At 65.5% G+C, this 25,551-nt stretch carries 22 protein-coding genes and 2 tRNA genes; 9 read left to right on the top strand and 15 right to left on the bottom strand.

Going from position 1 to position 25,551, the window contains the following annotated elements; all coding sequences use genetic code 11:
• Nucleotide 1 precedes the first annotated feature (1 nt).
• The 6 genes from hadB to AC5Y39_RS12715 form a co-directional block, all read right to left on the bottom strand.
• On the bottom strand, nt 2–430 hold the full coding sequence (gene hadB / locus AC5Y39_RS12740) for a (3R)-hydroxyacyl-ACP dehydratase subunit HadB (protein ID WP_499906176.1): 429 nt from the start codon (nt 428–430) through the stop codon (nt 2–4).
• Nucleotides 417–869, bottom strand: a complete 453-nt coding sequence (hadA, locus tag AC5Y39_RS12735) for a (3R)-hydroxyacyl-ACP dehydratase subunit HadA (RefSeq protein ID WP_500020375.1) — start codon at nt 867–869, stop codon at nt 417–419. The genes hadB and hadA overlap by 14 nt, the downstream gene beginning before the upstream one ends.
• A 43-nt stretch (nt 870–912) precedes the next feature.
• The gene (gene rpmG, locus AC5Y39_RS12730; protein WP_499906171.1) at nt 913–1,080 is read right to left on the bottom strand and encodes a 50S ribosomal protein L33; all 168 of its coding nucleotides are present in this window, start codon (nt 1,078–1,080) and stop codon (nt 913–915) included.
• A gap of 31 nt (nt 1,081–1,111) precedes the next feature.
• Nucleotides 1,112–1,185 (bottom strand) — tRNA-Met (locus tag AC5Y39_RS12725).
• Between the two features lie 38 nt (nt 1,186–1,223).
• Nucleotides 1,224–1,296 (bottom strand) — tRNA-Thr (locus AC5Y39_RS12720).
• Between the two features lie 64 nt (nt 1,297–1,360).
• Nucleotides 1,361–1,732, bottom strand: a complete 372-nt coding sequence (locus AC5Y39_RS12715; protein WP_500020315.1) for a hypothetical protein — start codon at nt 1,730–1,732, stop codon at nt 1,361–1,363.
• Nucleotides 1,733–1,924: 192 nt separating this feature from the next.
• Here AC5Y39_RS12715 and AC5Y39_RS12710 point away from each other — a divergent pair, with 192 nt between their 5' ends.
• Genes AC5Y39_RS12710 through AC5Y39_RS12700 form a run of 3 tightly spaced genes read left to right on the top strand, consistent with a single transcriptional unit; the run spans nt 1,925 to nt 4,239 of the window.
• Nucleotides 1,925–2,782 (top strand): NYN domain-containing protein, encoded by an 858-nt coding sequence (locus AC5Y39_RS12710; protein WP_500020317.1) that lies wholly within the window; start codon nt 1,925–1,927, stop codon nt 2,780–2,782.
• A gap of 23 nt (nt 2,783–2,805) precedes the next feature.
• Nucleotides 2,806–3,522, top strand: a complete 717-nt coding sequence (locus AC5Y39_RS12705) for an MBL fold metallo-hydrolase (protein WP_500020319.1) — start codon at nt 2,806–2,808, stop codon at nt 3,520–3,522.
• Between the two features lie 15 nt (nt 3,523–3,537).
• The gene (locus AC5Y39_RS12700; RefSeq protein WP_500020321.1) at nt 3,538–4,239 is read left to right on the top strand and encodes a crotonase/enoyl-CoA hydratase family protein; all 702 of its coding nucleotides are present in this window, start codon (nt 3,538–3,540) and stop codon (nt 4,237–4,239) included.
• 16 nt (nt 4,240–4,255) lie between these two features.
• Here the strand turns inward: AC5Y39_RS12700 and AC5Y39_RS12695 are convergent, their stop codons facing one another.
• The 5 genes from AC5Y39_RS12695 to AC5Y39_RS12675 form a co-directional block, all read right to left on the bottom strand.
• Entirely contained in the window at nt 4,256–5,032 is a 777-nt protein-coding gene (locus AC5Y39_RS12695; RefSeq protein WP_500020323.1) for an SDR family NAD(P)-dependent oxidoreductase, read from the bottom strand.
• Between the two features lie 4 nt (nt 5,033–5,036).
• A complete protein-coding gene (locus tag AC5Y39_RS12690; protein ID WP_500020325.1) occupies nt 5,037–6,125 on the bottom strand; it encodes a galactokinase in 1,089 nt (362 codons plus the stop codon).
• Nucleotides 6,115–7,197 carry a galactose-1-phosphate uridylyltransferase gene (gene galT / locus AC5Y39_RS12685; protein WP_500020327.1) on the bottom strand — a complete coding sequence of 361 codons (1,083 nt, stop codon included), beginning with the start codon at nt 7,195–7,197 and terminating at the stop codon, nt 6,115–6,117. Before galT ends, AC5Y39_RS12690 begins: the two co-directional genes overlap by 11 nt.
• Nucleotides 7,198–7,211: 14 nt before the next feature.
• Nucleotides 7,212–7,721 (bottom strand): LppP/LprE family lipoprotein, encoded by a 510-nt coding sequence (locus tag AC5Y39_RS12680; RefSeq protein WP_500020329.1) that lies wholly within the window; start codon nt 7,719–7,721, stop codon nt 7,212–7,214.
• 118 nt (nt 7,722–7,839) lie between these two features.
• Nucleotides 7,840–10,953 carry a DEAD/DEAH box helicase gene (locus AC5Y39_RS12675; RefSeq protein WP_500020331.1) on the bottom strand — a complete coding sequence of 1,038 codons (3,114 nt, stop codon included), beginning with the start codon at nt 10,951–10,953 and terminating at the stop codon, nt 7,840–7,842.
• A 151-nt stretch (nt 10,954–11,104) separates the two neighbouring features.
• On the opposite strand from AC5Y39_RS12675, the gene AC5Y39_RS12670 reads away from it, so the two are divergent.
• Together AC5Y39_RS12670 and AC5Y39_RS12665 are read left to right on the top strand one after the other, a co-directional pair.
• A complete protein-coding gene (locus AC5Y39_RS12670) occupies nt 11,105–13,543 on the top strand; it encodes an AAA family ATPase (RefSeq protein ID WP_500020333.1) in 2,439 nt (812 codons plus the stop codon).
• Nucleotides 13,540–13,887, top strand: a complete 348-nt coding sequence (locus tag AC5Y39_RS12665; RefSeq protein WP_500020335.1) for a hypothetical protein — start codon at nt 13,540–13,542, stop codon at nt 13,885–13,887. Before AC5Y39_RS12670 ends, AC5Y39_RS12665 begins: the two co-directional genes overlap by 4 nt.
• On the opposite strand, the gene AC5Y39_RS12660 is transcribed toward AC5Y39_RS12665, so the two are convergent.
• Complete coding sequence (locus tag AC5Y39_RS12660; RefSeq protein ID WP_500020337.1) at nt 13,884–14,219, bottom strand: nucleoside triphosphate pyrophosphohydrolase; 336 nt, start codon at nt 14,217–14,219, stop codon at nt 13,884–13,886. The two genes, AC5Y39_RS12665 and AC5Y39_RS12660, sit on opposite strands and share 4 nt — an antisense overlap.
• Nucleotides 14,220–14,263: 44 nt before the next feature.
• On the opposite strand from AC5Y39_RS12660, the gene AC5Y39_RS12655 reads away from it, so the two are divergent.
• Nucleotides 14,264–15,349, top strand: coding sequence for a DUF8808 domain-containing protein (locus AC5Y39_RS12655; RefSeq protein ID WP_500020339.1), 1,086 nt, complete (start codon nt 14,264–14,266; stop codon nt 15,347–15,349).
• A 32-nt stretch (nt 15,350–15,381) separates the two neighbouring features.
• Here the strand turns inward: AC5Y39_RS12655 and AC5Y39_RS12650 are convergent, their stop codons facing one another.
• The 3 genes from AC5Y39_RS12650 to AC5Y39_RS12640 all read right to left on the bottom strand — a co-directional run bounded on the left by AC5Y39_RS12650 (nt 15,382) and on the right by AC5Y39_RS12640 (nt 17,283).
• Nucleotides 15,382–16,548 carry a zinc-binding dehydrogenase gene (locus tag AC5Y39_RS12650; protein WP_500020341.1) on the bottom strand — a complete coding sequence of 389 codons (1,167 nt, stop codon included), beginning with the start codon at nt 16,546–16,548 and terminating at the stop codon, nt 15,382–15,384.
• A 97-nt stretch (nt 16,549–16,645) separates the two neighbouring features.
• The gene (locus AC5Y39_RS12645) at nt 16,646–17,014 is read right to left on the bottom strand and encodes a PIN domain-containing protein (protein ID WP_500048221.1); all 369 of its coding nucleotides are present in this window, start codon (nt 17,012–17,014) and stop codon (nt 16,646–16,648) included.
• 26 nt (nt 17,015–17,040) lie between these two features.
• The gene (locus AC5Y39_RS12640) at nt 17,041–17,283 is read right to left on the bottom strand and encodes a type II toxin-antitoxin system Phd/YefM family antitoxin (protein WP_500020345.1); all 243 of its coding nucleotides are present in this window, start codon (nt 17,281–17,283) and stop codon (nt 17,041–17,043) included.
• 64 nt (nt 17,284–17,347) lie between these two features.
• Between AC5Y39_RS12640 and recC the strand changes: the two genes are divergently transcribed.
• Genes recC through recD form a run of 3 tightly spaced genes read left to right on the top strand, consistent with a single transcriptional unit; the run spans nt 17,348 to nt 25,547 of the window.
• Nucleotides 17,348–20,581: an exodeoxyribonuclease V subunit gamma gene (gene recC, locus AC5Y39_RS12635; protein WP_500020347.1), complete on the top strand. Its 3,234-nt coding sequence runs from the start codon at nt 17,348–17,350 to the stop codon at nt 20,579–20,581.
• Entirely contained in the window at nt 20,581–23,859 is a 3,279-nt protein-coding gene (gene recB / locus AC5Y39_RS12630) for an exodeoxyribonuclease V subunit beta (protein WP_500020349.1), read from the top strand. Before recC ends, recB begins: the two co-directional genes overlap by 1 nt.
• Nucleotides 23,856–25,547, top strand: coding sequence for an exodeoxyribonuclease V subunit alpha (gene recD, locus AC5Y39_RS12625; protein WP_500020351.1), 1,692 nt, complete (start codon nt 23,856–23,858; stop codon nt 25,545–25,547). The genes recB and recD overlap by 4 nt, the downstream gene beginning before the upstream one ends.
• The last annotated feature ends 4 nt before the right edge of the window (nt 25,548–25,551 follow it).

Here is a 25,551-nt window from a genome sequence, read left to right as displayed (position 1 = left end):
GTTACGCCAGCTTCGCGGTCGCGACGGCGCGACCGAAGATCTTCTTCCCACCCGTGGTGGCCGACAGCGCGATCGTCACCGACTTCGTTTCGGGATCAACCGACTTCACGCGGCCGGTGAACACGATGTCGGCGCCCTTGCCGTCGTTGGGAACCGGGACGACCGCAGTGAACCGGACGTTGTATTCGGTGACCGCGCCTGGGTCACCGACCCAGGAGGTCACGTAGCCGCCGCCGAGGCCCATGGTCAGCATGCCGTGGGCGATCGCGGTGTCGAGGCCCACCTGCTTGGCGATGTCGTCGTCCCAGTGAATCGGGTTGAGGTCACCGGACACGCCGGCGTAGTTGACCAGGTCCTGGCGGGTCAGCGTGATGACCTTCTCGGGCAGCTGATCGCCCACCTTCACCGAACTGAATTCACGCAATGGCATCTTTGAAGCCCTCATCTCCCTCTTCGTCACTGCGACCCACGAGCGTCGTATAGCACTCCAGGACTTCTTCGCCCTTGTCGTTCGTGACGACGTTTTTGGTGACCACCGTGTCGGTGCCGAACGACTGCCTAACCGAATCCACGTAGACGTCGCAGTACAGCCGATCGCCGGTCTTGAGCGGCTTGTGGAACTTCAGCACCTGGTCGACCTGCACGATCTTGGCGTCCGTGATGGCGACGTTCGCATTCTCGAAGAACGCCGACTGCGCCTTGTAACCGAACACCGAAATGAAGGTCAACGGCGCCACCAGACCGTCATGGCCGAGTTCCGCCGCCTCTTTCTCGTCGAAATGCGCGGGATGGTCGTTCTTGACGGCCTCGGCGTACTCGCGGATTTTTTCCCGGCCGACTTCGTAGTAGTCGGGATAGCGGTAGTGCATCCCGACGATCCTGTCGGACAAAGACACGGCTGGCGAACCTACCTCAGCGGGTCTCTTTGTGTGCTTGGTGCTTGCCGCAGTTGGGGCAGAACTTCTTGAGTTCGAGCCGGTCGGGATCGTTGCGGCGGTTCTTCTTGGTGATGTAGTTGCGGTGTTTACACACCTCGCACGCCAACGTAATCTTCGGCCGAATGTCCGTGCTGGAGGCCACTTCTGCTGCCCTTCTTTTTCTTCCTGTCCTGTAGCGATGGCCGGACTCGAACCGGCGACCTAACGATTATGAGTCGTTCGCTCTAACCGACTGAGCTACATCGCCTTGTGCTGAGGCACCGCCAGTCCACCCGGCGTCCGCCGAGCCCCCTAACGGAATCGAACCGTTGACCTTTTCCTTACCATGGAAACGCTCTGCCGACTGAGCTAAGGGGGCCTTGACCCGCGCATTGGGCCTTGTAGAGGTTACAGCGTGGCTAGCTGGCCCGCCAAACAGGAGGTCAGGCGCGTTTTCGAGTGGCCCGGTGCCGCAACGGTCGCGCCGGGTCGGGATACACGTCATTTCTGCCGCCTGTTGTGGACAATTCCGCGGCCTCGTCGCGCAGCGCCAGCACCCGCGCATGAATGCGGTACTCGGTCGACCGCGGCATCGCGGCCGCGCTGTAGAGGCTGCGCCGACGTCTACACACCCGCCCGAGCCGGATTTCCCACCGCAGTGCATCAGAAATGGCTTTCGACGGCCGCCCGTCTGTGACGAAGTTCCACCTGGCCAGCATCACCGCGAGGTCCGCGACCGTCGCAGGGCCATGAACATACAGGTGATCAGTCAGGACGTAACGCAATTCCGTTCCGCGCAGTAACCGCTTCGTCATGACCGGACCCTGACATGTGGGTCCGACATCGCGGATTGTCGCTTAGAGGCGGGCACGACGGGTCTTCCCCCGACTTCCTCCGGCGAATAGCCCCCATCGGACACACGGACGTCACTGCCGGTAAAGGCCGTCGTGCCCGCCTCTAAGCGACAAACCTCGGTAGCCGCACCGGGGGGACCCTAGATTGAGTCCATGGCTGACGGCGGTGCGACCCGCGTTGCGGTGTACCTCGACTTCGACAACATCGTGATATCGCGGTACGACCAGGTCCACGGCCGCAACTCGTTCCAGAAGGACAAGGCGCGCGGGCTGACGGTCGAGCGGCTCGCGGAGGCCACCGTGGACGTCGGGGCGATCATCGACTTCGCCTCGTCGTTCGGCACCTTGGTGCTCACCCGCGCCTATGCCGATTGGTCGGCCGACGTCAACGCGGGTTACAGCGGTCAGTTGGTGGCGCGCGCAGTGGATCTGGTGCAGCTGTTCCCCGCGGCGGCATACGGGAAGAACGGCGCGGACATCCGGCTTGCGGTCGACGCGGTCGAAGACATGTTCCGGCTGCCCGATCTCACGCACGTCGTAATCGTCGGCGGTGACTCCGACTACATCGCGCTGGCCCAGCGCTGCAAGCGGCTTGGTCGCTACGTCGTCGGAATCGGCGTGGCAGGAGCGAGCAGTGGCTCGCTGGCGGCCGCGTGCGACGAGTTCGTCACCTACGACGCTCTTCCCGGCGTGCCGTCGAAAGAGGCACCGAAGAAGCGTGCCCGGCGCAAAGCGGCACCTGCCGTGGAGGGGGAACCGTCGCTACCGGACGCGCAGCAGGTCGCCACCGATCTTTTGGAGCGGGCACTGCGAATCGGCCTGCAACGCGACGACACCGAATGGCTGCACAACTCGGCGGTCAAGGCGCAGATGAAGCGTATGGACCCGTCGTTCAGCGAGAAGGCCCTGGGTTACCGCTCTTTCAGCGACTTCCTCAGATCGCGTTCCGACCTCGTCGACCTCGACGAAACCAGCACCACCAGGATGGTGCGGCTGCACAGCGACGCATGAGGCGGCGCGAATACTCTGACCACATGGCCACCGATGATCGTCTGTACTTCCGCCAGCTGCTATCCGGCCGCGACTTCGCGAAGACCGACATGATCGCCCAGCAGATGCGCAACTTCGCCTACCTCATCGGCGACCACGAGACCAAGGACGCCGTCGTCGTCGACCCCGTGTATGCCGCGCAGGATCTGGTCGACGCGCTCGAGCGGGACGGCATGCGGCTGTCCGGGGTCCTGGTCACGCACCACCACCCCGACCACGTCGGCGGCACGATGATGGGCTTCACCCTCAAGGGCTTGGCGGACCTGCTGGAGCACGCCGAAGTACCCGTGCACGTCAACAGCCATGAGGCGCTGTGGGTGTCACGGGTGACGGGCATCCCCCTTGCAGACCTCACCACCCATGAGCACGGCGACAAGGTCAACATCGGCGATGTCGAGATCGAACTGCTGCACACTCCGGGGCACACGCCGGGCAGTCAGTGCTTCCTTCTCGACGGGCGCCTGGTCGCGGGTGACACGCTGTTCCTCGAAGGCTGCGGCCGCACCGACTTCCCAGGCGGCGACGTCGACGCCATGTACCGCAGCCTGCATCAGCTGGCGAAGCTGCCGGGCGACCCGACCGTCTACCCCGGCCACTGGTACTCAGCTGAGCCGAGCGCGTCGTTGTCGGAGGTGCGTCGCACCAACTACGTCTTCCGCCCCACCAGTCTGGAGCAGTGGCGGATGCTGATGGGCGCCTGAGTAACGTTTGTGGCCATGGGCGAACGGGTTCACTACAGCGTCGACGACTCGGTCGCGACGATCACCATGGACGACGGCAAGGTCAACGCGCTGTCCCCCGATATGCAGCGGGAGATCAACGAGGCGCTCGACCACGCTGAACTCGAAGGCGTGCAGGCGGTGGTGATAGCCGGCAACAACCGCGTGTTCTCCGGCGGCTTCGACCTCAAGGTGCTGACGGGCGGCGGCGATGCCGCTCTCGACATGCTCGTCGGCGGATTCGAGCTCGCCGCAAGGGTTCTCGCGTTCTCCAAGCCGGTGGTGATGGCGTGTACCGGCCATTGCATCGCGATGGGATCGTTTTTGATGCTCTGCGGTGACTACCTGATCGGCGCGCCGTCGCACCGCATCCAGGCCAACGAGGTGGCGATCGGGCTCACCATGCCGGGCCCGGCTCTCGCGATCATGCGAAATCGATTGACGCCCGGGGCGATTCAGCGTGCCGTCAACCTCGCCTACGAGTTCAAGGGCGAAAACGCCCTTGCCGCAGGATATCTCGACGAGTTGGTCGAGGCGGACATGGTGCGTCCGCGCGCACAGGAAGTCGCCAAGGGCTTCGCTGCGCTGGACGCGCGGGCGCACAAGGAAAGCAAGCTGAAGGTACGGGCGGCTGTGCTGGACGAGATCCGCACGACGATCGCCGCCGAGTTCCCTAGACCTTCCGATTCTCGGACTTGATCGTGCACGCCGGGCGTCAGGCGTTGCGGGCAGTCATCCCGCCGTCGACGACCACCATCGCACCGGTGATGTAAGAGGCTGCCGGCAGGCACAGGCTCAGGATCATGTGCGCTATTTCCGCCGGCTCGCCGTAACGGCCGAGGGCAGTCCGACGTTTCGCGAAGATCGTCTTGTGCTCGACCGGGATTCGCTCGGTGAGTGCGGTGTTGATCGGTCCGGGACAGACACAGTTGACGGTGATGCCCTCGCGCCCAAGGTCGACCGCGAGCGCACGCGTCAGGCCCACCACGCCGTGCTTGGCGACGGCGTAGATGCCGTTGCCGCGGGTGGCGCCCATCGCCTCGGTTGAGGCCAGGTTGACGATCCGCGGGCACGACGACTGCCGCAGATACGGCAGCGCCGCCCGGGCGATCCGCTGGTGTGCGGTCAGCATCACGTCCAGCTGCCACCGCCAGAGGTCGTCGTACTGTTTGTCGTCCAACGCGGTCGGGCGCACAACTCCGGCGTTGTTGACCACGAAATCCAAGCCGCCGAGCGCGTCGGCGGCTTCGGGCACAGTCGTGGCGACCGCCGCCGCGTCGGCGACATCCAGGCGGTAAGCCGTAGCGTGCCCGCCTCGTTGGCGGATGGCGTCGGACACCTGGTGCACCGCGTCGGACTGGATGTCGGCGAGCGCCACCCGCACGCCCTCGGCGGCGAAGACTTCTGCGGTCGCGCGGCCGATTCCACTGCCGGCGCCTGTGATGAAGGCCGTCCGGCCGGCGACGGAGCGGCTGAGGTTCGGGGTCGTCATCGCGTCAGCATTCCATGGCGCCGGGCCCTGCGGTCGTGCGCGTGACCGTCGGCGCGGGATAGCCGGCGCGGTGCGTGATGTTGCGCACGGATTCCGCCACGTCGTCGAGCCGGTTCAGGGGAACGAGTGCGATGACGCAGCCACCGAAGCCGCCGCCAGTCATCCGCGCACCCAGCGCTCCGGCTCGTACCGCAGCGTCGGCGATCAGATCGATTTGGTCGCTGGTGATGTCGAAGTCGTCGCGCATTGATCGGTGTGATTCGGTGAGGATGGCGCCAGCGGCTTGGAAGTCCCGATTGCCCAGCGCAGCAACGAAATCCAGCACCCTCCGGTTTTCGGTGAGAACGTGGCGTGCGCGACGTGCGTCGACTCCGGTGATCGTCTCGAGCGCTGCAAGGTCTTGCACGGCACGCAGGGTCGAGACGCCGAGGGTCGCGGCGGCGCGTTCGCATGAGGCGCGGCGGGCTGCATACTCGCCGCCGGGGTGGCGGTGCCGGGAGCGTGAGTCGATGAGCAGCAGCGCAACGTCGGATGCATCGGGATCGAACGGGACGGGCTGCACCGAAAGCGATTGGAAGTCAATGAGAATCGCGGTGCGGGGTGCGCCGAAGAGACTTGCCAATTGGTCGAGCAGTCCGGTGGGGGCGCCGACGTAGTGGTTCTCGGCCGCTTGCGCGATCCGCGCCTGCTCGACGGGATTCAGGCGTAGGCCTTTGGCAGTGAGCAGTGCACCCAGCACTGCGCACTCCAGCGCCGCTGACGACGCCAGGCCAGCGCCGATCGGGAGATCACTGGAGATCGACATGTCGCCGCCAAGCACCGGATAGCCGGCACGGCGCAGTGCCCATAGCACGCCGGCGACGTAAGCCGCCCAGCCGGTGACATCGCCGGGGGCAGTGTCGAGTGCGATCTGAGCAAGACCGTCTGCTGCGTCGCTGCGTACGGCCAGCGTGGCGGAACCGCTTGGCGCATAGGTGACGACGGTCCGTTGGGGCAGTGCGATCGGCAGCGCAAAGCCGAGGTTGTAGTCGGTGTGCTCGCCGATCAGGTTGACCCGCCCAGGTGCGGCATAGCGGATCACGTCAGGCCTCACGCAGACGCTGCGCGGTGCCTTCGGGTGTCACGTCGCTGATGAACGCGTCCATGGCCGATTCTGAGGCGGCGAGGTACTTCAGTTTGGTGGCGGTACGGCGGATCGACATCAATTCGACGTGGAAGTAACCCTCACGCTGGACGTCGGTGTCGGCGTACTGATGCAGCGCGGACATGTAGGGCAGGGGCGCTGAATACAGGCGGCCGAAGCGGCGCAGGATGTCGAGGTAGATCTCGGCGAACTCGTCGAGTTCGTCGTCGTCGAGCTCGGTCAGATTGTGTACGAACCGGTTCGGGTAGATGTGGACTTCGACCGGCCAGCGGGCGGCGAAGGGGACAAACGCAGTAAAGTGCCCGGTCTGCCCGACCACGCGTCGGCCGTCGGAACGCTCGGCCTTCAGGAGATCTTCAAACAGGTTGGTGCCATGGCGTTTTCGATGACGGTGTGCTTGGAGCAGCATCACCTCGGTGCGGGGCGTGAGGAACGGGTAACCGTAGATCTGGCCGTGTGGGTGGGTCAGGGTCACGCCGACTTCCTCGCCGCGGTTCTCGAAGCAGAAGACCTGGGCGACACCAGGTCGAGCCATCAGATCGGCGGTGCGGTGACGCCACGCGTCGACAACGAGGCGGGCGTGCGCCTGGTCGAGCTCGGCGAACGAGCCAGTGTGGTTGCTGCAGAAGCAGATGACCTCGCAGCGGCCGCGACTGGGCGCGGCGGTGAAGAGGTTGCCGTCGGGTGCGGCGAGATGGCCGGGCGCGTGGCCGGTGAAGCTCGGGAAGCGATTCTCGAAGACCACGACGTCGTAGTCGTCGGCAGGAACTTCACTGGTCAGGCCGGAAGAGCTTGGGCAAAGCGGACATTCGTCGGAGGGCGGCTTGTAGGTGCGGTCTTGGCGGGCCGTGGCGATCGTGATCCACTGGCCGGTCTGCCGGTCAAAGCGCAACTCGGGCAAGGCATGTTCGTGTTCGGGCAGGGACCGTCGGTCGGTGACCGGCATCGGGGTATGGCCGGGTAACGCGAAGAACAAAAGCTCGCGGCCGTCGGCAAGGGTCCAGGCCAGCGGCTCGGTCATATGTTGGCGGCTGCCTACGGGATAGGCCAATCCTGGCGGGGCGGAATGGGATCGGCCATGACGGCACGGGCGCCGTCCCAGTAGTAACGGACCGGAGTGACCTTGCCGTCAGTGCAGGTTCCGCAGGTGCGGCCGGACACGTAGTCGACGATCAGGGTGTCCTTCGTGGATGCGGCCATGTCGATGGTGGTGAAAGGTTGGCCGCGAGTGAGCGCGTTACCGACGTAGTTGCCGCGGTTGAACAGGAACACCTGGCGGGGGGACGACGGCTTGGCCATGTCGATGGTGAGGACGACGCCGGAGAGGTTCGCGCACGGGTCGAAATTGCTCATCACCGGGTTGGGGTTCCAGGGTCCTTGCGTCATGGACTCGTGGCGATCGTGGGCGGTTGCGATGGCGATGGCGGTGGCTTGATCCGGGCCGCATGCCGGTGGGGGGTCTGCGGTTGCAGTGGGCAGGCCGCCCAGGATGCCCGCAAAGGCGCACACCGCTGTTGAACTCGCCACTGCTCGGCTGATCGCCATGGTCACCTCCGCGTCGACTGTCGCCCTTGCGAAAGTATCGTGTCCGCGAGCGTTGATCGAGGGTTTTTGAGCGCATCGTCCACTTCGGCCACAGCGGCCACATCAGCAAAGGTCCGAGCTATGCGACCGCCGCCCTCGATGCCATGAACATCTCCGTGGGCATGGGCCGCCGCAATTTCCACGTGATGGCCATCGGCCGCTTCCCTTCGTGCCTCACGTAGTCCGCGGGCCCCAGGAAGATGTACGGTGCGGCGCCCAGCGAATTTTCCTTCGCCTCGCGCACGAACAACAGGATGTGTGAGCCGCGTTCGCGATGGTGGATGTACCGCTGACCCGTTTTCGACGCCTCCGACGTCGTTGACTGTGACTCCCAGTGGAACAACTCAGGACTGATTGCGTAGTCGCGGTACATGGTGGTCGGAGAGTAGTCGGTGTCACTCTTCTTCAGCGTGATGAGGAAGGCATCAGCGTTCACCTCCGCGCACCACGCGACCCCCTCACGCATCGTGCTGGGCTTGCGGCTCATCGACGCATATCCCAGCGCGGCGAGGATTTCCTCGCGGGAGTAACTCGCGTGAAGAGCCAACGGAACCTCGGCGAGCTCGGGCAACACCTCCCCGAGCGAGTACGTGCTGCGGCGGGCCGCGTCGAACGCGATGTCGATCACCTGGCACATCTCGTTCGAGACCTGTTCGGCGCGCGCCGCTGCCAAGCCGGCGGCGGGTTGTGGGAACCCGCCGCCGTCGGGAAACAGCGAGAAGAACAGCATCGCCGCCAGGCGCTGCTCGGCCCTGCTGCGAATTTGGGTAGTGCCCTGCAGCATTGAGCGGTACGCCTGTGCTCTTCTCTTGTCGTCGACATGCGCGACGGCGCGCACACGCTTCACCAAAGCTTCGTCGTAAGGACCGGCTTCATCGGCGATCTTGCCGGCATCGCGACACAGCGTTGTCCAGGAGCGGTTCCAGGAGCGGTTCGACCGCAGGATGTCGGCGAGGTCGCGGCCCGATGCGTCCAGATACGTCGCGAGGTCACCGCCTGGGTAAGAGCGAATCTCGGACACCAGCTCGCCCGATCGAGGCCTGAGCTGCGCGCGGATGTTCCCGAGCACCAGCTCTCGTGCCACCGGGTCGAGCACGATCTGGCTGCCCGAGGGCAGGAAGGGAAATCCGTGTTCGATCTGCCGGATCAGGTCTTTGCGTGGGGCACCGGTGAGCGCACGGAACCGCTGATCGAATCGGAACTCGCGGCGGTGAAGGCCGACGAAGTCTAAGGCGGTAAGGACGGTCTTGCCGTGAGTCAGGCGCAGCCCGCGACCAAGCTGCTGAAGGAAAACCGTGGCGCTCTCCGTGGGCCTCAGAAACAGCACCGTATCGACTTCAGGAATGTCCAAGCCTTCGTTGAACAGGTCCACCGCGAAGATGATGTTGATTTGGCGGGCGCGCAGGTAATTCAGAGCGGCCTGCCGTTCGTCGGGCGGCGTCTCCGCTGAGATCGCACGGGCGGCAATCCCGGCATGCTCGAATTGTTCGGCCATGTAGCGGGCGTGTTCGACGCTCACGCAGAACCCGAGTGCACGCATGGCACCAATGTCAGCGACCTTGTCGCGTAGCTCCTTGAGCACGATCCGCGTGCGTGACTCGTTGCCGGTGTACAGATTGGTCAGCGCTGCGACGTCGTAGCCCGTTCTTTTCCACTGAATCTGGTCCAGCGACGTGTTGTCGTGGATGCCGAAGTAATGGAACGGACATAACAGATTCTGCTCTAACGCCTCCCACAACCGGAGCTCGGCCGCGACGCGTCCACCGAAGAATTCGCGCACGTCGACACCGTCAGCGCGTTCCGGGGTGGCAGTCAGCCCGAGTAGCTCCATCGGCCGCACGTGCTCGAGCAGCCTTCGGTAGGTGGCTGCTTCGGCGTGATGAAATTCATCGACAACAACCACGTCGAAGTGGTCCGGTTTGATGCGGGAAAGCCTGTCGGGTGACAGGGATTGAATGCTTGCGAACACGTGGCGCCAGTGCAGCGGTTCGTCACCGCCGACGAGCAGTTCACCGAACGTCGGGTCGGTAAGCACTTCTTGATACATCCGTCGGGATTGCATCAGGATCTCTTTGCGGTGCGCGACGAAAAGGAGTCGCAGATCGCGGCCGTGGACGTCGCGAACGAGCCGGCGGTAGTCCAAAGCGGCGACAACGGTCTTGCCCGTACCAGTGGCTGCCACGATGAGATTGCGATGCCGATCGTGCAACACCCGTTCTGCGTCGAGCTCCTCAAGCATCTCTGCCTGGTATGGCTTGGGGCGCACTTCTAGACCGGACAGCGTGACCGTGATGCGCCCCCGCTCGCGGGTGCCAGCCGCCACACCGAGCGCTTCACGGAGGCGCTCCGCATCCACATCGGGCCGGTATCGCTCGAATTCACGGTTCTCCCAATAGGATTCGAAAGTGGCTCGGAATTTCTCGAGGAGGTGCGGAGTCGATACCGCTGACAGCCGGACGTTCCATTCGAGACCGTCGACCAGCGCGGCATGGGATAGGTTGCTTGACCCGACGTAAGCGGTGTGAAAGCCGGTGTTGCGGCGCAGCAGCCACGCCTTGGCGTGAAGACGCGTGCGGTCCGTCTCGTAGTTCACACGAACGTCGGCGCCGAACTCGGTCACCAAGGCGTCTAACGCACGGGCGTCCGTCGCGCCCAAATATGTCGTGGTGATGACACGCAGCGGCACGCCGCGAATCTTCAGTTCGGCGAGTTGATCCTCGAGCAACCGCAGGCCCTGCCATTTCACGAACGCGCAGAGAAGGTCGACGCGGTCGGCGCTGGCAAGCTCAGCGCGCAGTTCGGCGGCGAGCGTGGGCTCATTGCGGCCATTGGTCATCAACGCGGCGTCCGAGAGCGGCGTAACTGGCCGCGGTGGCACCACATGTTCGAGCGCGTCGGCAAGCATCGCCGCGTCGAGGCGTTCGATCCGGCCTGGTTCGCGTTGATGAAGCTCCTCGACCAGGAATTCCGAGTCAGGCAGGGCCGCCAGAAGGGCGTGCACGATGTCAGCACACGCGGCTGGGGTTCCGGCGTTTCGAAGTGCCTTTTCAATGATCGGCATCAGGTGACGGGCAATGGTCAGCGGCTGTTCGGCGTCGTCGACCAACTCAAGGTAAGGACGAATGTGGCTGTGGACCGCCAGTTCCTGGTTCAGGCGCCGGGTCAGCAGCGATTCGTAGAGACCTATGTCCACGCCGGCAGGCTAACCAATTGCTCCGACAAGATGTGTCACACGCCTCTGCGAAGATCGAGGCGCCGCGCTGAGAATCACGCACGCGGTGTGAGCGTTATGACGCAACGATCGTCGCCAAATAGTCCGGCAGCCGCACAGGAAGGGGTTCGCGGTGACCGATGACCGACTCAAGAACTACGTGCTGGCCCGCGCGGACGCGGACGCTGGGCTCAGCGAGGAGGCGCGACTGGTCGTGTTGGCCGCCCTCGGAACTGCCGACGAGCTGGCGGAGGTTCTCGGCGACGAGGCGACGTCCGAACAACTCGTAGAGTCCTTGACGTCGCCGGACGACGTTTCAGTTGAGCCGGTGGGCGCATACCTGCGGTCCATCAGCGTGCAAGGCTTTCGAGGCATCGGTCCCAAGGTCACCTTGCCGCTCAAGCCAGGACCGGGACTGATCGTCATCGCTGGGCGCAACGGTTCGGGGAAGTCCACTGTGGCAGAGGGTCTCGAACTCGCGCTGACGGGCACCAACTCGCGGTGGAAAGGCAAAGGCCCGGTGTGGTCCCAGAATTGGCGGAACCTGCACGCGGGTGAACCGGCAGAAATCCGGATCGGCATCGCCGAGGAAGGATCGGGCACTACCACCATCGGGGTCGACTGGCCAGCCGGACCCGACGTCGCCGTCGACCACTTCAAGGCATGGGTGCAGCGCGACGGTCACAGGCGCGAGGGCACCGAAGTGCTCGGCTGGGACGCAGCGCTAGAGATGTACCGCCCACTCCTGAGCTACGACGAACTCGGAGGCATCCTCGAGGGACCACCGAGTGCGCTCTACGACCAGCTGTACAAACTGTTGGGTTTGGAGCAGCTGACCGAGGCGATGGCTCGCCTCGACACCGAGGTGAAGCAGTTGCGTCAGCCGTCTGCGGAGCTCAAGAAGATGCGCGACGCACTGCGGCCAAAGCTCGAGAGTCATGAAGACCCCCGAGCGGCAACAGCTTTGGCACAGCTGCGCAAATCTAAGCCGGCGCTCGATGTGGTGCGGCCGCTGATCACCGAAGGCAGCGGGGCGTCGGTGCCGTCGGCCTGGTTGCATGCGCAGCGGCTCCGTGCCCCGAACACCGAGGACGTGGCGCTCAAGTGTGAGGCGTTACGGTCGGCGGCAGTCAACGAGCAGGAGGTGGCCCGTCGCTCCGACGCGCTGGCAGCGGACCGCGGCCGGCTGCTGGAGATGGGCCTGTCGTTTCACGAACAGCATGGCGACCAGCCATGCCCGGTCTGTGGCCGCGGCAGGCTGGATACGGACTGGGCGATCGCCGCGCGGGCGGCGCTGGAGCAGGAGCAGCTTGCGGCGCGGGCGTTGACCGCTGCGCGGGACGCAACGGCGCTGGCGCGGTCGGCGGTGATCGCGGCGGTGCGCGATGTCGCGGCACCACCGTTGGAGGCTGCGGAGTTGATGGGGATGGCAGCGGCGTGGAAGGCGTACAAGGGGTGGACGAATCTGCCAGCCGATGGCGAACTCGCGTTGGCCGATCACGTGGAGTCGACATTACCGATGCTGCAGCAGGCCTACACCGCACTCAGCGATGAGGCCGCCGAGTTGATCCAGGCGCGTGAGGACGCGTGGAGTCCTGTGGCGCTGGAACTGGCCGAGTGGGTGCGTATGGCTGAGCGGGCCGCAGAGGCCGCGCCCAAGCTGGCTGTCGCCACCGAGGCGCTGAAGTGGTTGCAGTCCAACGCCAGTGAGCTACGGAATCTGCGGATCGCGCCATTGGCGGAGCAGGCGCGGGAGATTTGGTCGGCGCTGCGGCAGGAGAGCAATGTCGACTTGGGAGCGATCAGGCTTGAAGGGCAAAAGACCAATCGACGAGTGGTGCTCAAGGCTGACGTCGACGGCTCCGACACCGAGGCGTTCGGCGTGATGAGCCAGGGCGAGCTGCAGGCATTGGCGTTGGCGATCTTCATCCCGCGTGCGACGTCGCCGCAGAGCCCGTTTCGATTCTTGGTGCTCGACGATCCGATCCAGGCGATGGATCCGTCGAAGATCGATGGATTCCTGCAGGTGCTGACGTCGCTGGCGCAGGAGCGGCAGGTCATCGTGTTCACCCATGACGACCGGCTACCGGCGGCGATTCGGCGGTCGCGAGCGCCGGCGCGGATCATCGAGGTAACGCGCGGCGCCAATTCTGTTGTCACTGTTGCTGTATCGAGCAGCCCCGGCACGCGACTGCTGGATGAGGCGTTTGCAATTGCAGTCGACGACGCCGTTCCAGACGACGTCAAGAAGGCCGCGGTTCCGGTGTTGTGTCGTGAGGCGCTGGAGGCAACAGCGTGGGATGTGTTCAGCGCACGGGCACTGGCACAAGGAAAGTCACGCGCTGAGGTCGAAGACGCTTGGGAGAAGGCGAGTTCGGTGAAGAAGCGGCTGGCCTTAGCGGTGGACCCCGACGACGAAAAGGCGGTCGAGAGGTGGCAGGCCGGCAGGCCAGCGCGGCGCGCCACGGTCATGGTGGCCACGAAGGGAATTCACAGCGGCATTGAGGATTTCAAGGCCGCGGTGAAGGCCGCCCGACTGGCGACGGCTGATCTGACGAAGCTGGCATCATGACCGACCGGGCCGCGCTGCTCGACTATGCCGAGCAGGTGCTCGAAGGAGCATTCGGCCTCAGCACCCGAGGGCCGCGTACGGCGGCGGTGCTTGCTCGCTGCGCGTTGGAGGATTGGCTCGATGAACAAAGTTCGGAATGGTGTCCTGCCGGTGGCTATGGGCCCACCACGTCGTCGAAACTCGTTGTGTTGGGGACACGTCGAGGACACGAGATCGGCGAACTGGCGAAGCAGGTGTGGCAGGGACTGAGCAGAGCGGTACACCATCACGCGTACGAATTGCAGCCGTCGGTCACCGAAGTGCGGCACTTGGTCAAGCAGGTGCGGGCGCTCGACGAGGTCTAGGGGCCGACACCGTCGAGCCAGTAACGGTGAGAGAAGCCACCGCGCTCGGTCCGCCTGCGATCAGCGGCCCGGATCACGTCGTCAATTAAGAAGCCGTGAAGTCTTGCGATGGCGATCAGCACTTCAAGCACGTCGGCAGCTTCCAGGAGAGCTTCCGAGTGATCCACCGCACCGCGAAGCTCGGCCGCCTCCTCGTCGAGCTTGTCGTGTAGGGCTGCCTGGAACCCGGCGGCATCGAGCCGCGCTACAACCGGCTCACGTCCAGAGTCCCGGATTAGCTGCGGGATCTTGTCGCGCACCAATTTCCCCACGGTCGAATCTTTCGTCGGCATACTTATTCGCATGCAGTTCTACCCGCTGACACCGACAGACAGGCATGGCTGACGGTCCGGTCGATCCCCTATTGTTGGGTCAGCGCGTCGTTGCGATCCTCGAGACCGGCTTACGCACTGCGACGTACAAGCTCGCAACGCTCATGGCGTTGGTCGACCACTGCATCGAGCACCTTCCAGAGCAGCCCGCCGACACGCTGACCGTGCCGCTGGCTGATCTGGCGCATCGCGTCCTCGAGGTCTACTGGCGCCAGGTGCGGCCTTTCGATGGGCATGAGTTGCGCCAATCAACGCAGCCGCGAGCGCGGATACTCCTAGCCGTCAGTCAGTTCCGTGGTGCCGCTGGATTGAAACACACCGGCGCTGCTTTGGATGTGGCCGTCATGCGAGCGCCGAAAGCCTACCGCGAAGCCATCGACGAGATCGTTATCTGCATGGCTCAACAGCCTCTGCACCGGCTTCAACGTCTGCCCGGCGCAGCCAGAAGCGACTGCTTCCTCTATGACGACTCATTTCTCCATGACCACGTCACGCGGTCGACATTGCAAGCACATGGAGAGGCGATCGAGCTCATGCCGGGCGTCGCGCACGGATTGGCCCGGCTCGCTGGTCTCCTGAAGCCGGCGCTGGAGATCATGTGGGTGGAAGACGTGCGGCGGATGAATAAGTTCCTCCACGCAGAAGTGCCCGATGTCGCAGGGCACCTCTTCGGGCGCGAACGTAATTCCCTCGGAGCAGTGCGCGAGCCGTTCAAGGATGCCTTCGGCCCGCATTGCTTCTACTGCAATACCCATCTGCGCCAAGACAATCCGATCGACCACGTACTTCCTTGGTCATTGGTAGGAATTGACGGCTTGGCCAACCTCGTTTTGTCGTGCGCCCGCTGTAATACAGACAAGCGGAACTCGCTGCCAGCCGTGAGGATCGTCGACCGTGTCCTCGAACGAGATCGCGACGTGCTTGAACAGATCGCTGCTCGAATACAGTGGCCGACCCAACGGAACCGCGTCGTGGCGGCCGCACGCGGTCTTTACCTCGGCCAACCGCCTGGCGTCCCGACATGGTCGGGATACCGCGACACCATTGCACTCGACATCAGCTATCCGCCGTGGTGGATTCAGATCAACTGAGCCGAAGAGGCCTCCGAACCATGCACACATCGCTACGAGGTATCAGGTCTTGTCGCATCGCTTTTCGGGTCGATGAGGATCTTCGCGTGCTTGTTGGGGTCGGCAAGCATGTCGAACGCCGATTCAACCCCGGCCAGCCCGACCGTCCCAGTAATCAGCGGTGCGGCGTTCACCTTTCCGTCCGCGAGCATGTGCAGCGTGTCGCGGAATTCCAGCGGCGTGTAGCCCAACACGAACCGTAGGTCGACCTGTTTGTTGATCGCCATCGCCGGACGGATGCGATCTGCACCCATGCACACCCCGGCCACCACGACCCGGGAGAACAGGGGTGCGTCGGCGATGATTCGGTCGATCATGCCCGGCACGCCGACGCATTCGAAGATCACCGGACGCTTGGGCGCCGCCGCCCCCACCGCTTCCGCGGCACGCAACAAATGCCACCACGGCACTCGCAGATTGTGCAGCTTTTCGAGCGCGCTGATGCGCCCGAATGCGTCGGACACGGTGTCGAGATGGCCGTGGCCGGCGGCCGCCTCGTACGGCGAATCGTGTGCGGGATCTACCACTGCGTCCGCACCGCACGCGGACGCGAGAGTGCGTCGAGCAGACGACAAGTCGCTCGCGATCACGTTGCGGACCCCGACCGCCTTGAGCATGCAGATCACCGCCAAACCGATCGGCCCGCAGCCGATGACGATCGCGACGTCACCCTTGCCCACCTCGCTGACGCGCACCGCGTGCAAGCCGACGGCCATCGGCTCGGTGAGCGCGGCTACCTCGGTTGCCAATCCGTTGGGGACCGGGAAGGCCAACATCTGCTCGATGAGAAGCTGCTCGGCGTAAGCCCCCGGCGCTTTCGTGGTCAGCCCGATTGCATGCACTTCCTTGCCGCGGCGCAGCAGCGGCATCGCCACGACGACCGTGCCGGGGCGTGGCGACTTCCTGGTACCTGGGCCGTAATCGACGATCTCGCCGCAGAATTCATGCCCGAACACGACTTGCTGATCCGACCGCATGAAGTCGTCGTACCCCGACTCGGTCATCACGTCGGCGAGTTCGTCGCAGTGGTGTCGGGCGTGCAGGTCCGAACCACAGATACCGCAACGGAGGACGTCGATGAGCAGCTGACCCTTCGCTGGGGTCGGGACCGGCAGTTCGACGACCTCGAGCGTGGCCTTGGTACAGGCGACGGCTTTCATCGTCGAGCGTACGGCGATTTCGGGTGCGCTCGACAGGCCGATGGGGGTGGTGCTGACGAGTTGAGGAATGTTCGCGTGGCGCAGATATCCGATGCGGCTAGCTCCCGACTTCAGACGGATGACGAACATCCACCAGGTCGCTGATGATGCGAAAGTCGCCAACATTGAATGTAAGTAGCGGGACACCGAGGATGTTTGCGGTTGCGGCGATCGCGAGGTCGACCGCACGCCGACGCGGCTGGCCGCCGCGGTTCGTTACGGCGGCTGACAGCCGGCCCCATTCGCGGGCCACATCATCTGTGATCGGGTGCGGGTCGAACGTGGCTTCAATCGCTCCAAGCCGGACCGCACGGCGGGCGCGTTCGTCGTCATCAATAGCGACCAACACACCGAAATACAGCTCTGCGAGAGAAGCGACGCTGATCGCCGCCTCGATACCTTTCGGCGCTGCCTCACCGATGAGCACGGAGGTGTCGAGAAGCGCACGCATCGCTACTCGAACGGATCGACCAGCGCGGCAGGAAGTCGCTCGAGATCATGCTCCAGTGTCTGCGGAGGGGCTGTGCGCCAGATGGCCTGCAGCGCCGGGCCGGTAACCCATCGCCGGTGCCGCGTGGGCCCGAGCCGAGCCACCGGTCTGCCGGCAACCGTTATCGTCAGCTCCTCGCCAGCCTCGGCGCGACGCAGCACCTCGGCGACGTTGTTGCGGAGTTCCTTCTGCGGGATGGTGGCCACAGCGCCGAGGGTAGCAGAATTGCTACCGCCGCGATGTCGGTGCCCCGGCATATCGTGACCGTCAATGCTTCACCTCCACCGTGCCGAGCGCACCGACCTCCTAGCTGACGGCCTCGGCAAGCTCCTGTCCGACCCGCTCCCCGACCCGTTCGCCGAGGAGCTCGTCATCGTCCCGGCCAAGGGCGTCGAACGCTGGCTCAGCCAGCGCCTGTCCCACATCCTCGGCCGCGGCCACCAATCCGACGGTGTCTGCGCCGGCATCGCGTTCCGCAACCCGCAGTCGCTGATCGCCGAGATCACCAACACCGTCGACGACGACCCCTGGTCCCCCGACGCGATGGTGTGGCCCCTGCTCGACGTCGTCGACCGAAGCCTCGACGAGCCGTGGTGCACGACGCTCGCCACCCACCTCGGCCACTTCGCCTGCGGCGAAGAAAAAGAACTCCGACAAGGCCGGCGCTACGCCGTCACCCGACGCCTCGCGGCGCTGTTCGCCTCTTACGCCCGCCAACGCCCACATTTGCTCGAAGCGTGGCTCCACGGCAGCACCGAAGGCCTCGACCGAGACCTCAGCTGGCAACCCGAACTGTGGCGCGCGCTCGTCGACCGCATCGACGCCGACCCACCGCACATCAGGCACGCCAAAACCGTTGCGCGGCTGCAGGAGTCGCCTACCGATCTTCCGGAAAGGCTCTCCCTGTTCGGCCACACCCGGCTGGCGATCACCGACGTCGAGTTGCTGCACGCGCTAGCCACCCACCACGATCTGCACCTGTGGCTGCCACATCCCAGCGACGACCTCTGGCACAAGCTCCAAGACCACCACGGCCCCATCCCGAGGAAAGACGACACCAGCCATCGCCACGTCGATCACCCGCTGCTGGCCACACTCGGCCGCGACCTTCGTGAGCTCCAACGCAACCTGCCGAAGCCCCACACCGACGAATACCTCGGCGGCACAACCAAACCCGACACGCTGCTCGGCTGGCTGCAGCAAGACATCACCGCGAATGCCATCCGCCCGCAAGGACGCAGACACACTACACACGACCGCAGCATCCAGGTCCACAGCTGCCATGGCCCGGCCCGCCAAATCGACGTGCTCCGCGAAGTCTTACTCGGCCTGCTCCAAGACGACAAGACGCTGGAGCCACGGGACATCCTCGTGATGTGCCCGGACATCGAGACCTATGCCCCGCTGATCGTCGCAGGTTTCGGCCTCGGCGACATGATCAAGGGCGTCCATCCCGCACACCAGCTGCGCGTCAAGCTCGCCGACCGTGCGCTGACGCAGACCAATCCGCTGCTCGGCGTCGCGTCCCAGCTCCTGGAACTCGCCGGCGGCAGGGCCACCGCCACCGAAGTGCTCAACCTCGCACAAGCCGCTCCGGTAAGAGCCAGGTTCGGCTTCACCGACGACAACCTCGAAGACATCACTCGCTGGGTGCGCCAGGCCAACATCCGGTGGGGCTTCGACCGCGCGCATCGCCAGCCGTTCGGTGTCGACTTCGTCCAGAACACATGGCAATTCGGCATCGACCGTGTGCTCGCCGGTGTCGCGATGTCCGACGACTCACGCGCCTGGCTCGAGGCCACCCTGCCGCTCGACGACGTCAGCAGCAACCGCATTGAACTCGCGGGCCAGTTGGCCGAATACATCGACCGCCTCCGGCATGCCGTCGAAAACCTCAGCGGCACACAGCCACTGAACGACTGGTTGACCGATCTCACCGAAGGCATCGAACTGCTCACCCGTGTCGACGACGACGATGTGTGGCAGACCAGCCAGCTGCAGCGCGAATTCGGCGACGTGCTGATCCACGCCGGCGACCGCGCGGACACACCGATGCGGCTGCCGGACGTCAAAGCAATTCTGCAACGCCACCTCGCCGGGCGCCCCACACGCGCGAACTTCCGCACCGGCACGCTGACCGTCTGCACCATGGTGCCGATGCGCTCGGTACCCCACCGGGTCGTGTGCCTCGTCGGCCTGGACGACGGCGTATTCCCGCGCCAAGGTGTGGTCGACGGCGACGACGCGCTTGCCCGCAACCCCATGACGGGCGAGCGCGACATCCGTTCGGAAGACCGGCAACTGCTGCTCGACGCGATCGGCGCGGCCACCGAGAAGCTGGTGATCACCTACACCGGCGCCAACGAATACTCGGGGCAGGAACGGCCGCCCGCTGTGCCGCTGGCCGAGCTGCTCGACACCCTCGACATGACGACGGAAAGCGAAGTCCGCCACGACATCGTCGTCAAGCATCCGTTGCAGCCCTTCGACACTCGCAACGTCATCCCCGGCAAGTTGATCCCCGACGAGCCGTTCACCTTCGACCCCACCGTCCTCAACGCCGCCCACGCCCGCGCGGCGGACCGGCACCCACGTCCACCGTTCATCGACGGCCCCCTCCCCGCGCCAGCACCCGGCGACGTCGTGCTCGCCGACCTCGTCGCCTTCTTCAGGGATCCGGTGAAGGGCTTCTTCAGGGCACTCGACTTCACGCTGCCGTGGGAGGTCGACGGCGTCGAGGACGCCATGCCCGTCGACATCGACGCGCTCGAGGAGTGGACGGTCGGCGACCGGATGCTGCACGACATGCTCAACGGCATGGACCCCGACGAGGCCAGGCATGCCGAATGGCGCCGCGGCACGCTGCCGCCAGGTCGGCTGGGCTGGCGTAAGGCCACCGAGATTCGCGACCAGGCCTCGCTTTTGGCGCGGACGGCCCAGCCATATCGACACGCAGAGCCGAGCGCGGTCGACGTCGACATCCCTCTCGACGACCGGCGGCGCCTGACGGGCACGGTCTCACCGGTCTACGGGAATCGGCTCGTGTCGGTCACCTACTCGAAGCTCGACGGGCGCCACCTGATGCAGTCGTGGATCCCGTTGCTGGCGTTGGTCGCTCACACTCCGCAGCGGGATTGGGAGGCAATCTGCATCGGTCGCCAGAAGCGGGGCACCACACCGAAAACCGATGAGCTGAGCGCACCGGCCGACACCGCCATAGAGCTGCTGAAAGATCTTGTCACCATGTACGACGAGGGCCGCCGTAAACCGCTGCCGCTGCCGGTCAAAACGTCTTACGCCTGGGCGGCAGCCGTGCACAGTCACGATGACCCGCAGCGGGCAGCCGGCTATCGGTGGCGCTCCGACCGCTATCCCGGCGAAGATGCCGACCCGGCGCACGTCCGCGCGTTCGGTGAGGGCGCCTGGCTCAAGGACCTCCTCGCGAGGGGCCTCGACGAGTACGCGCAACGACTGTGGCTGCCGATGTTGAAAGCGCTTGTCTGATGGAACCTTTCGACCTGCTGGGGCCGCTGCCCGCGCCGTGTTCGACGACGGTGCTGGAAGCCAGCGCGGGTACGGGCAAGACGTTCGCGCTGGCCGGTCTGGTCACGCGGTACATCGCCGAGGGCGTGGCGACGCTCGACCAGATGCTGTTGATCACCTTCGGGCGCGCTGCCACCCAAGAGCTGCGCGATCGCGTGCGGTGCCAAATCGTCGACGCCGTGGCCGCTTTCGACGATCCGAGCCGTATCGGCGACAACCAAGTGATCGAGCACCTGGTCACCGGAACCGGCGAAGAGCGAAACCAGCGCAAAGTTCGGCTGCGCGACGCGTTGGCCGCATTCGACGCAGCCACCATCGCCACCACGCATCAGTTCTGCCAGATGGTGCTCAGGTCGCTGGGCGTGGCCGGCGACACGGACTCGGGCGTCACGCTGGTGGAAAGCCTCGACGAGCTGGTCACCGAGATCGTCGACGATCTGTATCTGCGCCACTTCGGCAACGAGCGCGACGACCCGCTGCTCAGCCACGCCGACGCCCTGCAGCTCGCACGCGAGGTGTTGAAGAACCCCGCGACCGAGCTCAGGCCCGCAGACCCCGATCCCGACTCACGCGCCGCGGTGTGCGTCGGCTTCGCCAAAAACGTTCTGGAGGAACTCGAAATCCGTAAGCGCCGCAGGGCAATTCTGGGTTACGACGACCTGCTGAGCCGGCTCGCTGACGCCCTGGACGCCGACGATTCACCGGCTCAGGCGCGGATGCACCACCGCTGGCCGATCGTGATGGTCGACGAATTCCAGGACACCGACCCGGTGCAGTGGAAGGTGATCGACCGCGCATTCACGGGACGCTCCACGCTGATCCTCATCGGCGACCCGAAGCAGGCAATCTACGCGTTCCGCGGCGGAGACATCGTCACGTATTTGAAGGCGGCCGAGACAGCGGGCACCCGGATGACGCTCGGCAAGAACTGGCGCAGCGACGGCGCGCTGGTGCAGCGGCTGCAAGCCGTATTGGGTGGCGCGCAGCTCGGTGACTCGCGGATCGTCGTGCACAACGTCGACGCTCATCACCACGGATCACGTTTGGACGGCGCCGGTGACCCGTTCCGGCTGCGCGTCGTGCGCCGAGAAACGTTGGGCCGCAACGGAATCAAGGTGCTGCCGATCTCCGAACTGCGCGACCACATCCCCCGCGACCTCGCCGCGGACATCGGCAATCTGCTGGCCAGTGGTGCCACGTTCGACGGCCGCCCGATGGAGGCGCGCGACATCGCGGTGATCGTCGAGAACCACAAAGACGCACGCGCTTGCTACCGGGCCCTGTGCGACGCGGGCATCGCGGCCGTCTACACCGGCGACTCCGACATCTTCACCTCGGAAGCCGCCGAGGACTGGCTGTGTCTGCTGGAGGCTTTCGATCAGCCGCACCGCTCGGGCATGGTTCGCGCCGCCGCGGCGACCATGTTCTTCGGCAAGACCGCCGACGAGCTCGCCGACGGCGGTGACCACCTCACCGACGAGGTCGCAGAGACGTTGCGGGAGTGGGCCGGTCATGCCCGCGAGCGGGGTGTTGCCGCGATCTTCGAAGCGGCGCAGCGCAACGGGATGAGCGACCGCGTGCTGTCCTGGCAGCGCGGCGAACGGCTGATGACCGACCTCGCGCACATGACCCAGCTGCTGCAGGAGGCAGCGCACCGCGAGCACTTCAGCCTGCCCGCGCTGCGCGATTGGCTGCGCACCCAACGCGAGGAGCGAAGCGGCGCAAAAGAACGCTCGCGTCGGCTCGACAACGACGCCGCCGCGGTGCAGATCATGACCGTGTGGGTGGCCAAGGGTTTGCAGTTCCCGGTGGTGTATCTGCCGTTCGCGTTCAACCGCAATGTGCAGACCCGCGAAATCGTGCTCTACCACGACGGCGATACCCGGTGCCTGCACATCGGCGGCAGCGACAGCCCCGACTTCACCGCGGTGTCGCGGCTGGGTCGCGCCGAAGACGCCAGCGACGACAGCCGGTTGACGTATGTGGCGATGACGCGCGCGCAAGCTCAGGTGGTCGCGTGGTGGGCGCCGTCCTTCGACGAGCCGAACGGCGGGCTGTCGCGGCTGCTGCGAGGCCGCAAGCCGGGTGAGCCACTGGTGCCGCATCGGTGTGTGCCGGACAAGGTTTCGGACGACGACGCACTCGCGCGGTTCGAGGAGTGGGAGGCGGCCGGAGGTCCGGTCGTCGAGGAGTCGGTGGTGCGACCGGTGCCTGCGTTGCCACCAGAGAAGACGCCGTCCCACCTCGGCGTGCGGCACTTCCACCGGTCCGTCGACACGTCGTGGCGGCGCACGTCGTACTCGGGGTTGATCCGCACCGCCGAGTCGGCTCCGGTGAGCAGTGAGCCGGAAGTGGTCGAACTCGACGACGAGGTCGCGGAGATTCCGTTGGTGTCGGTGGCCGCTGGCGCGGACGTGCCGTCGCCCATGGCGGAGCTGCCGACGGGCGCGAAGTTCGGCACGCTGGTGCACGCTGTGCTGGAGACGGCCGATCCGTTCGCCCCTGACCTGGCCGCCGAACTGGAGGCACGGATTCAAGAACATGCGGTGTGGTGGCCGGTCGACGTGTCCGCGTCCGAGATGGCCGCCGCGATGATCCCGCTGCACGACACTCCCCTCGGCTCATTGGTGTACGGGTTGACGCTGCGGCAGATCGGCCTGAAGGACCGGATGCGGGAGATGGAATTCGAATTCCCCTTAGCGGGTGGTGACCTCAGAGCGGCCGCGCCGGAGATTCGGCTTCGTGATGTCGGCGAGCTGCTGCGGGCGCATTTGCCCGCCGACGATCCGCTGGCCTCGTATGCCGATCGGTTGGCCGAAGCGGCGCTGGGCAGTCAGCCGCTGAGGGGCTACCTGTCGGGTTCGGTGGACGCGGTGCTGCGCGTCGGGGGTCGGTACGTGGTCGTCGACTACAAGACCAACTGGCTGGGTGACCCGAGCCGGCCGCTGACGGCAGCGGACTACACACAGCCGCGGCTGACCGAGGCGATGCTGCATTCCGACTATCCGTTGCAGGCGCTGCTTTACAGCGTTGTGCTGCATAGGTTCCTGCGATGGCGACTGCCGCGGTATGGGCCCGAACAGCATTTGGGCGGAGTCCTCTACCTCTTCCTGCGGGGTATGTGCGGGCCGGATACACCTGTGGTGGACGGCCACACCGCAGGCGTGTTCAGTTGGCAACCGCCCGCGTCGCTGATCACGGCGCTGTCTGATCTGCTGGCGGGCGAGGCCGCAGCATGACGAGCCTGGAGTGGCGACGAGCCCGCAGCGCCACGGGGCTGCTGCGGGTGTTCAGCGATGCCGAGGTGATCGAGTCGTCGGATGTCCATGTCGCGCAGCGTCTTTGCGTCTTGACATCCGAACACGACGAAACGGTGGCATTGGCAGTGGCGTTGACGGTGCGGGCATTGCGCAACGGCTCGGTATGCCTTGATCTGCGGTCAGCTGAACGGCAGGTCGGGGTCGAGGGCTTGCCGTGGCCGGACGTCGACGCGTGGCTAGCGGCCGTGCGGGCCAGCCCGCTGGCCGGGTCGCCACCGGCGCTGCGCGTCGACGGTGATCTGATCTATCTCGATCGCTACTGGCTCGAGGAGCAGCAGGTCTGCCGCGACGTGCTCACGATGACGTCGACCGAACCGAAGCCGGTGTCGGCCGCCATCGAGCGCTTGTTCCCGGCGGGCTTCGAGGAGCAGCGCGCCGCCGCGGAAGTGGCGCTCTCACAAGGCTTGACGGTGCTCACGGGCGGGCCAGGGACCGGCAAAACGACGACAGTCGCGCGGTTGCTGGCGTTGCTTGCCGCCGGCACGCGGTTGCGGATCGCGCTAGCCGCACCGACGGGCAAGGCAGCAGCACGGCTGCAGGAGGCCGTGCAACTCGAGGTGGCCAAGCTCGAGCCGGCCGACCAGCAGGCGCTGTCGGGCCTACACGCAACCACACTGCACCGACTGTTGGGCAGTCGTCCGGACACGTCGGCGCGATTTCGCCACCACCGCGGAAACCGCCTGCCGCACGAGGTGATCGTGGTCGACGAGACGTCGATGGTGTCGCTGACCATGATGGCCCGGCTGCTGGAGGCGGTGCGTCCTGATGCGCGCCTGATCCTGGTGGGCGACCCCGACCAATTGGCGTCGGTGGAAGCGGGCGCAGTCCTGGCGGACCTTGTCGACGGCCTCGGAGAGGCGAAGGTGGCGGCGCTGACGACGTCGCACCGGTTCGGGAAGTCGATCGGCAGGCTGGCGTCGGCGATCCGCGCGGGAGACGCGGACGACGTCGTCGAGGTGTTGCGCGCGGGCGGCGAGCACGTCGAATGGATCGAGACCGCTGAGGCGGCGGAGCCGTTACGCGCAGTGGTTGTGCCGCAAGCGACTCGGCTTCGTCAGGCGGCGATCCTGGGCGATGCCAACGAGGCGCTGCGGGCGCTGGACGAGCATCGGCTGCTGTGCGCGCACCGGCGCGGCCCGTTCGGGGTTCGGTATTGGAACCGTCAGGTGGAGCGGTGGCTGGCGGAGGCGACGGGCGAGCCGATCTGGTCGGCGTGGTACGCGGGCCGGCCGGTGTTGGTGACGGCGAACGACTACGGGCTCGGGCTGTACAACGGCGACACGGGCGTCACAATGGTGCGTGACGGCGTGCTGCGGGCCGTGATCGCGGGCGCGGAGCGCCTCGAGTTCGCGACGGGCAGGCTGTCAGATGTCGACACGATGCACGCGATGACCATCCACAGAAGCCAAGGCAGTCAGGCCGACGAGGTGACAGTGCTTCTGCCACAAGAGGATTCGCGGTTGTTGTCGCGCGAGCTGTTGTACACCGCGGTTACTCGCGCGAAGACCAGGGTTCGGGTGATCGGCTCGGAGTCGGCCGTCCGGGCTGCGGTGCAGCGTCGCGTGGTGCGGGCGTCCGGGTTGGCGGAGCGCCTGCGATCGGCTTAGGGCG

The organism is Mycobacterium sp. NGS39 (assembly GCF_059812765.1).
This window is presented reverse-complemented; position numbering and strand designations above follow the sequence as displayed.

Excerpts from the sequence above, each read along its gene's own strand:
- recD (WP_500020351.1), top strand. The coding sequence starts at position 23,856 with ATGACGAGCCTGGAGTGGCGACGAGCCCGCAGCGCCACGGGGCTGCTG.
- AC5Y39_RS12705 (WP_500020319.1), top strand. The coding sequence starts at position 2,806 with ATGGCCACCGATGATCGTCTGTACTTCCGCCAGCTGCTATCCGGCCGC.
- AC5Y39_RS12655 (WP_500020339.1), top strand. The coding sequence starts at position 14,264 with ATGGCTGACGGTCCGGTCGATCCCCTATTGTTGGGTCAGCGCGTCGTT.
- AC5Y39_RS12710 (WP_500020317.1), top strand. The coding sequence starts at position 1,925 with ATGGCTGACGGCGGTGCGACCCGCGTTGCGGTGTACCTCGACTTCGAC.
- AC5Y39_RS12700 (WP_500020321.1), top strand. The coding sequence starts at position 3,538 with ATGGGCGAACGGGTTCACTACAGCGTCGACGACTCGGTCGCGACGATC.
- hadA (WP_500020375.1), bottom strand. The coding sequence starts at position 869 with ATGCACTACCGCTATCCCGACTACTACGAAGTCGGCCGGGAAAAAATC.
- AC5Y39_RS12680 (WP_500020329.1), bottom strand. The coding sequence starts at position 7,721 with ATGGCGATCAGCCGAGCAGTGGCGAGTTCAACAGCGGTGTGCGCCTTT.
- recC (WP_500020347.1), top strand. The coding sequence starts at position 17,348 with ATGCTTCACCTCCACCGTGCCGAGCGCACCGACCTCCTAGCTGACGGC.
- hadB (WP_499906176.1), bottom strand. The coding sequence starts at position 430 with ATGCCATTGCGTGAATTCAGTTCGGTGAAGGTGGGCGATCAGCTGCCC.
- AC5Y39_RS12715 (WP_500020315.1), bottom strand. The coding sequence starts at position 1,732 with ATGACGAAGCGGTTACTGCGCGGAACGGAATTGCGTTACGTCCTGACT.
- AC5Y39_RS12665 (WP_500020335.1), top strand. The coding sequence starts at position 13,540 with ATGACCGACCGGGCCGCGCTGCTCGACTATGCCGAGCAGGTGCTCGAA.
- AC5Y39_RS12695 (WP_500020323.1), bottom strand. The coding sequence starts at position 5,032 with ATGACGACCCCGAACCTCAGCCGCTCCGTCGCCGGCCGGACGGCCTTC.
- AC5Y39_RS12660 (WP_500020337.1), bottom strand. The coding sequence starts at position 14,219 with ATGCCGACGAAAGATTCGACCGTGGGGAAATTGGTGCGCGACAAGATC.
- galT (WP_500020327.1), bottom strand. The coding sequence starts at position 7,197 with ATGACCGAGCCGCTGGCCTGGACCCTTGCCGACGGCCGCGAGCTTTTG.
- AC5Y39_RS12650 (WP_500020341.1), bottom strand. The coding sequence starts at position 16,548 with ATGAAAGCCGTCGCCTGTACCAAGGCCACGCTCGAGGTCGTCGAACTG.
- recB (WP_500020349.1), top strand. The coding sequence starts at position 20,581 with ATGGAACCTTTCGACCTGCTGGGGCCGCTGCCCGCGCCGTGTTCGACG.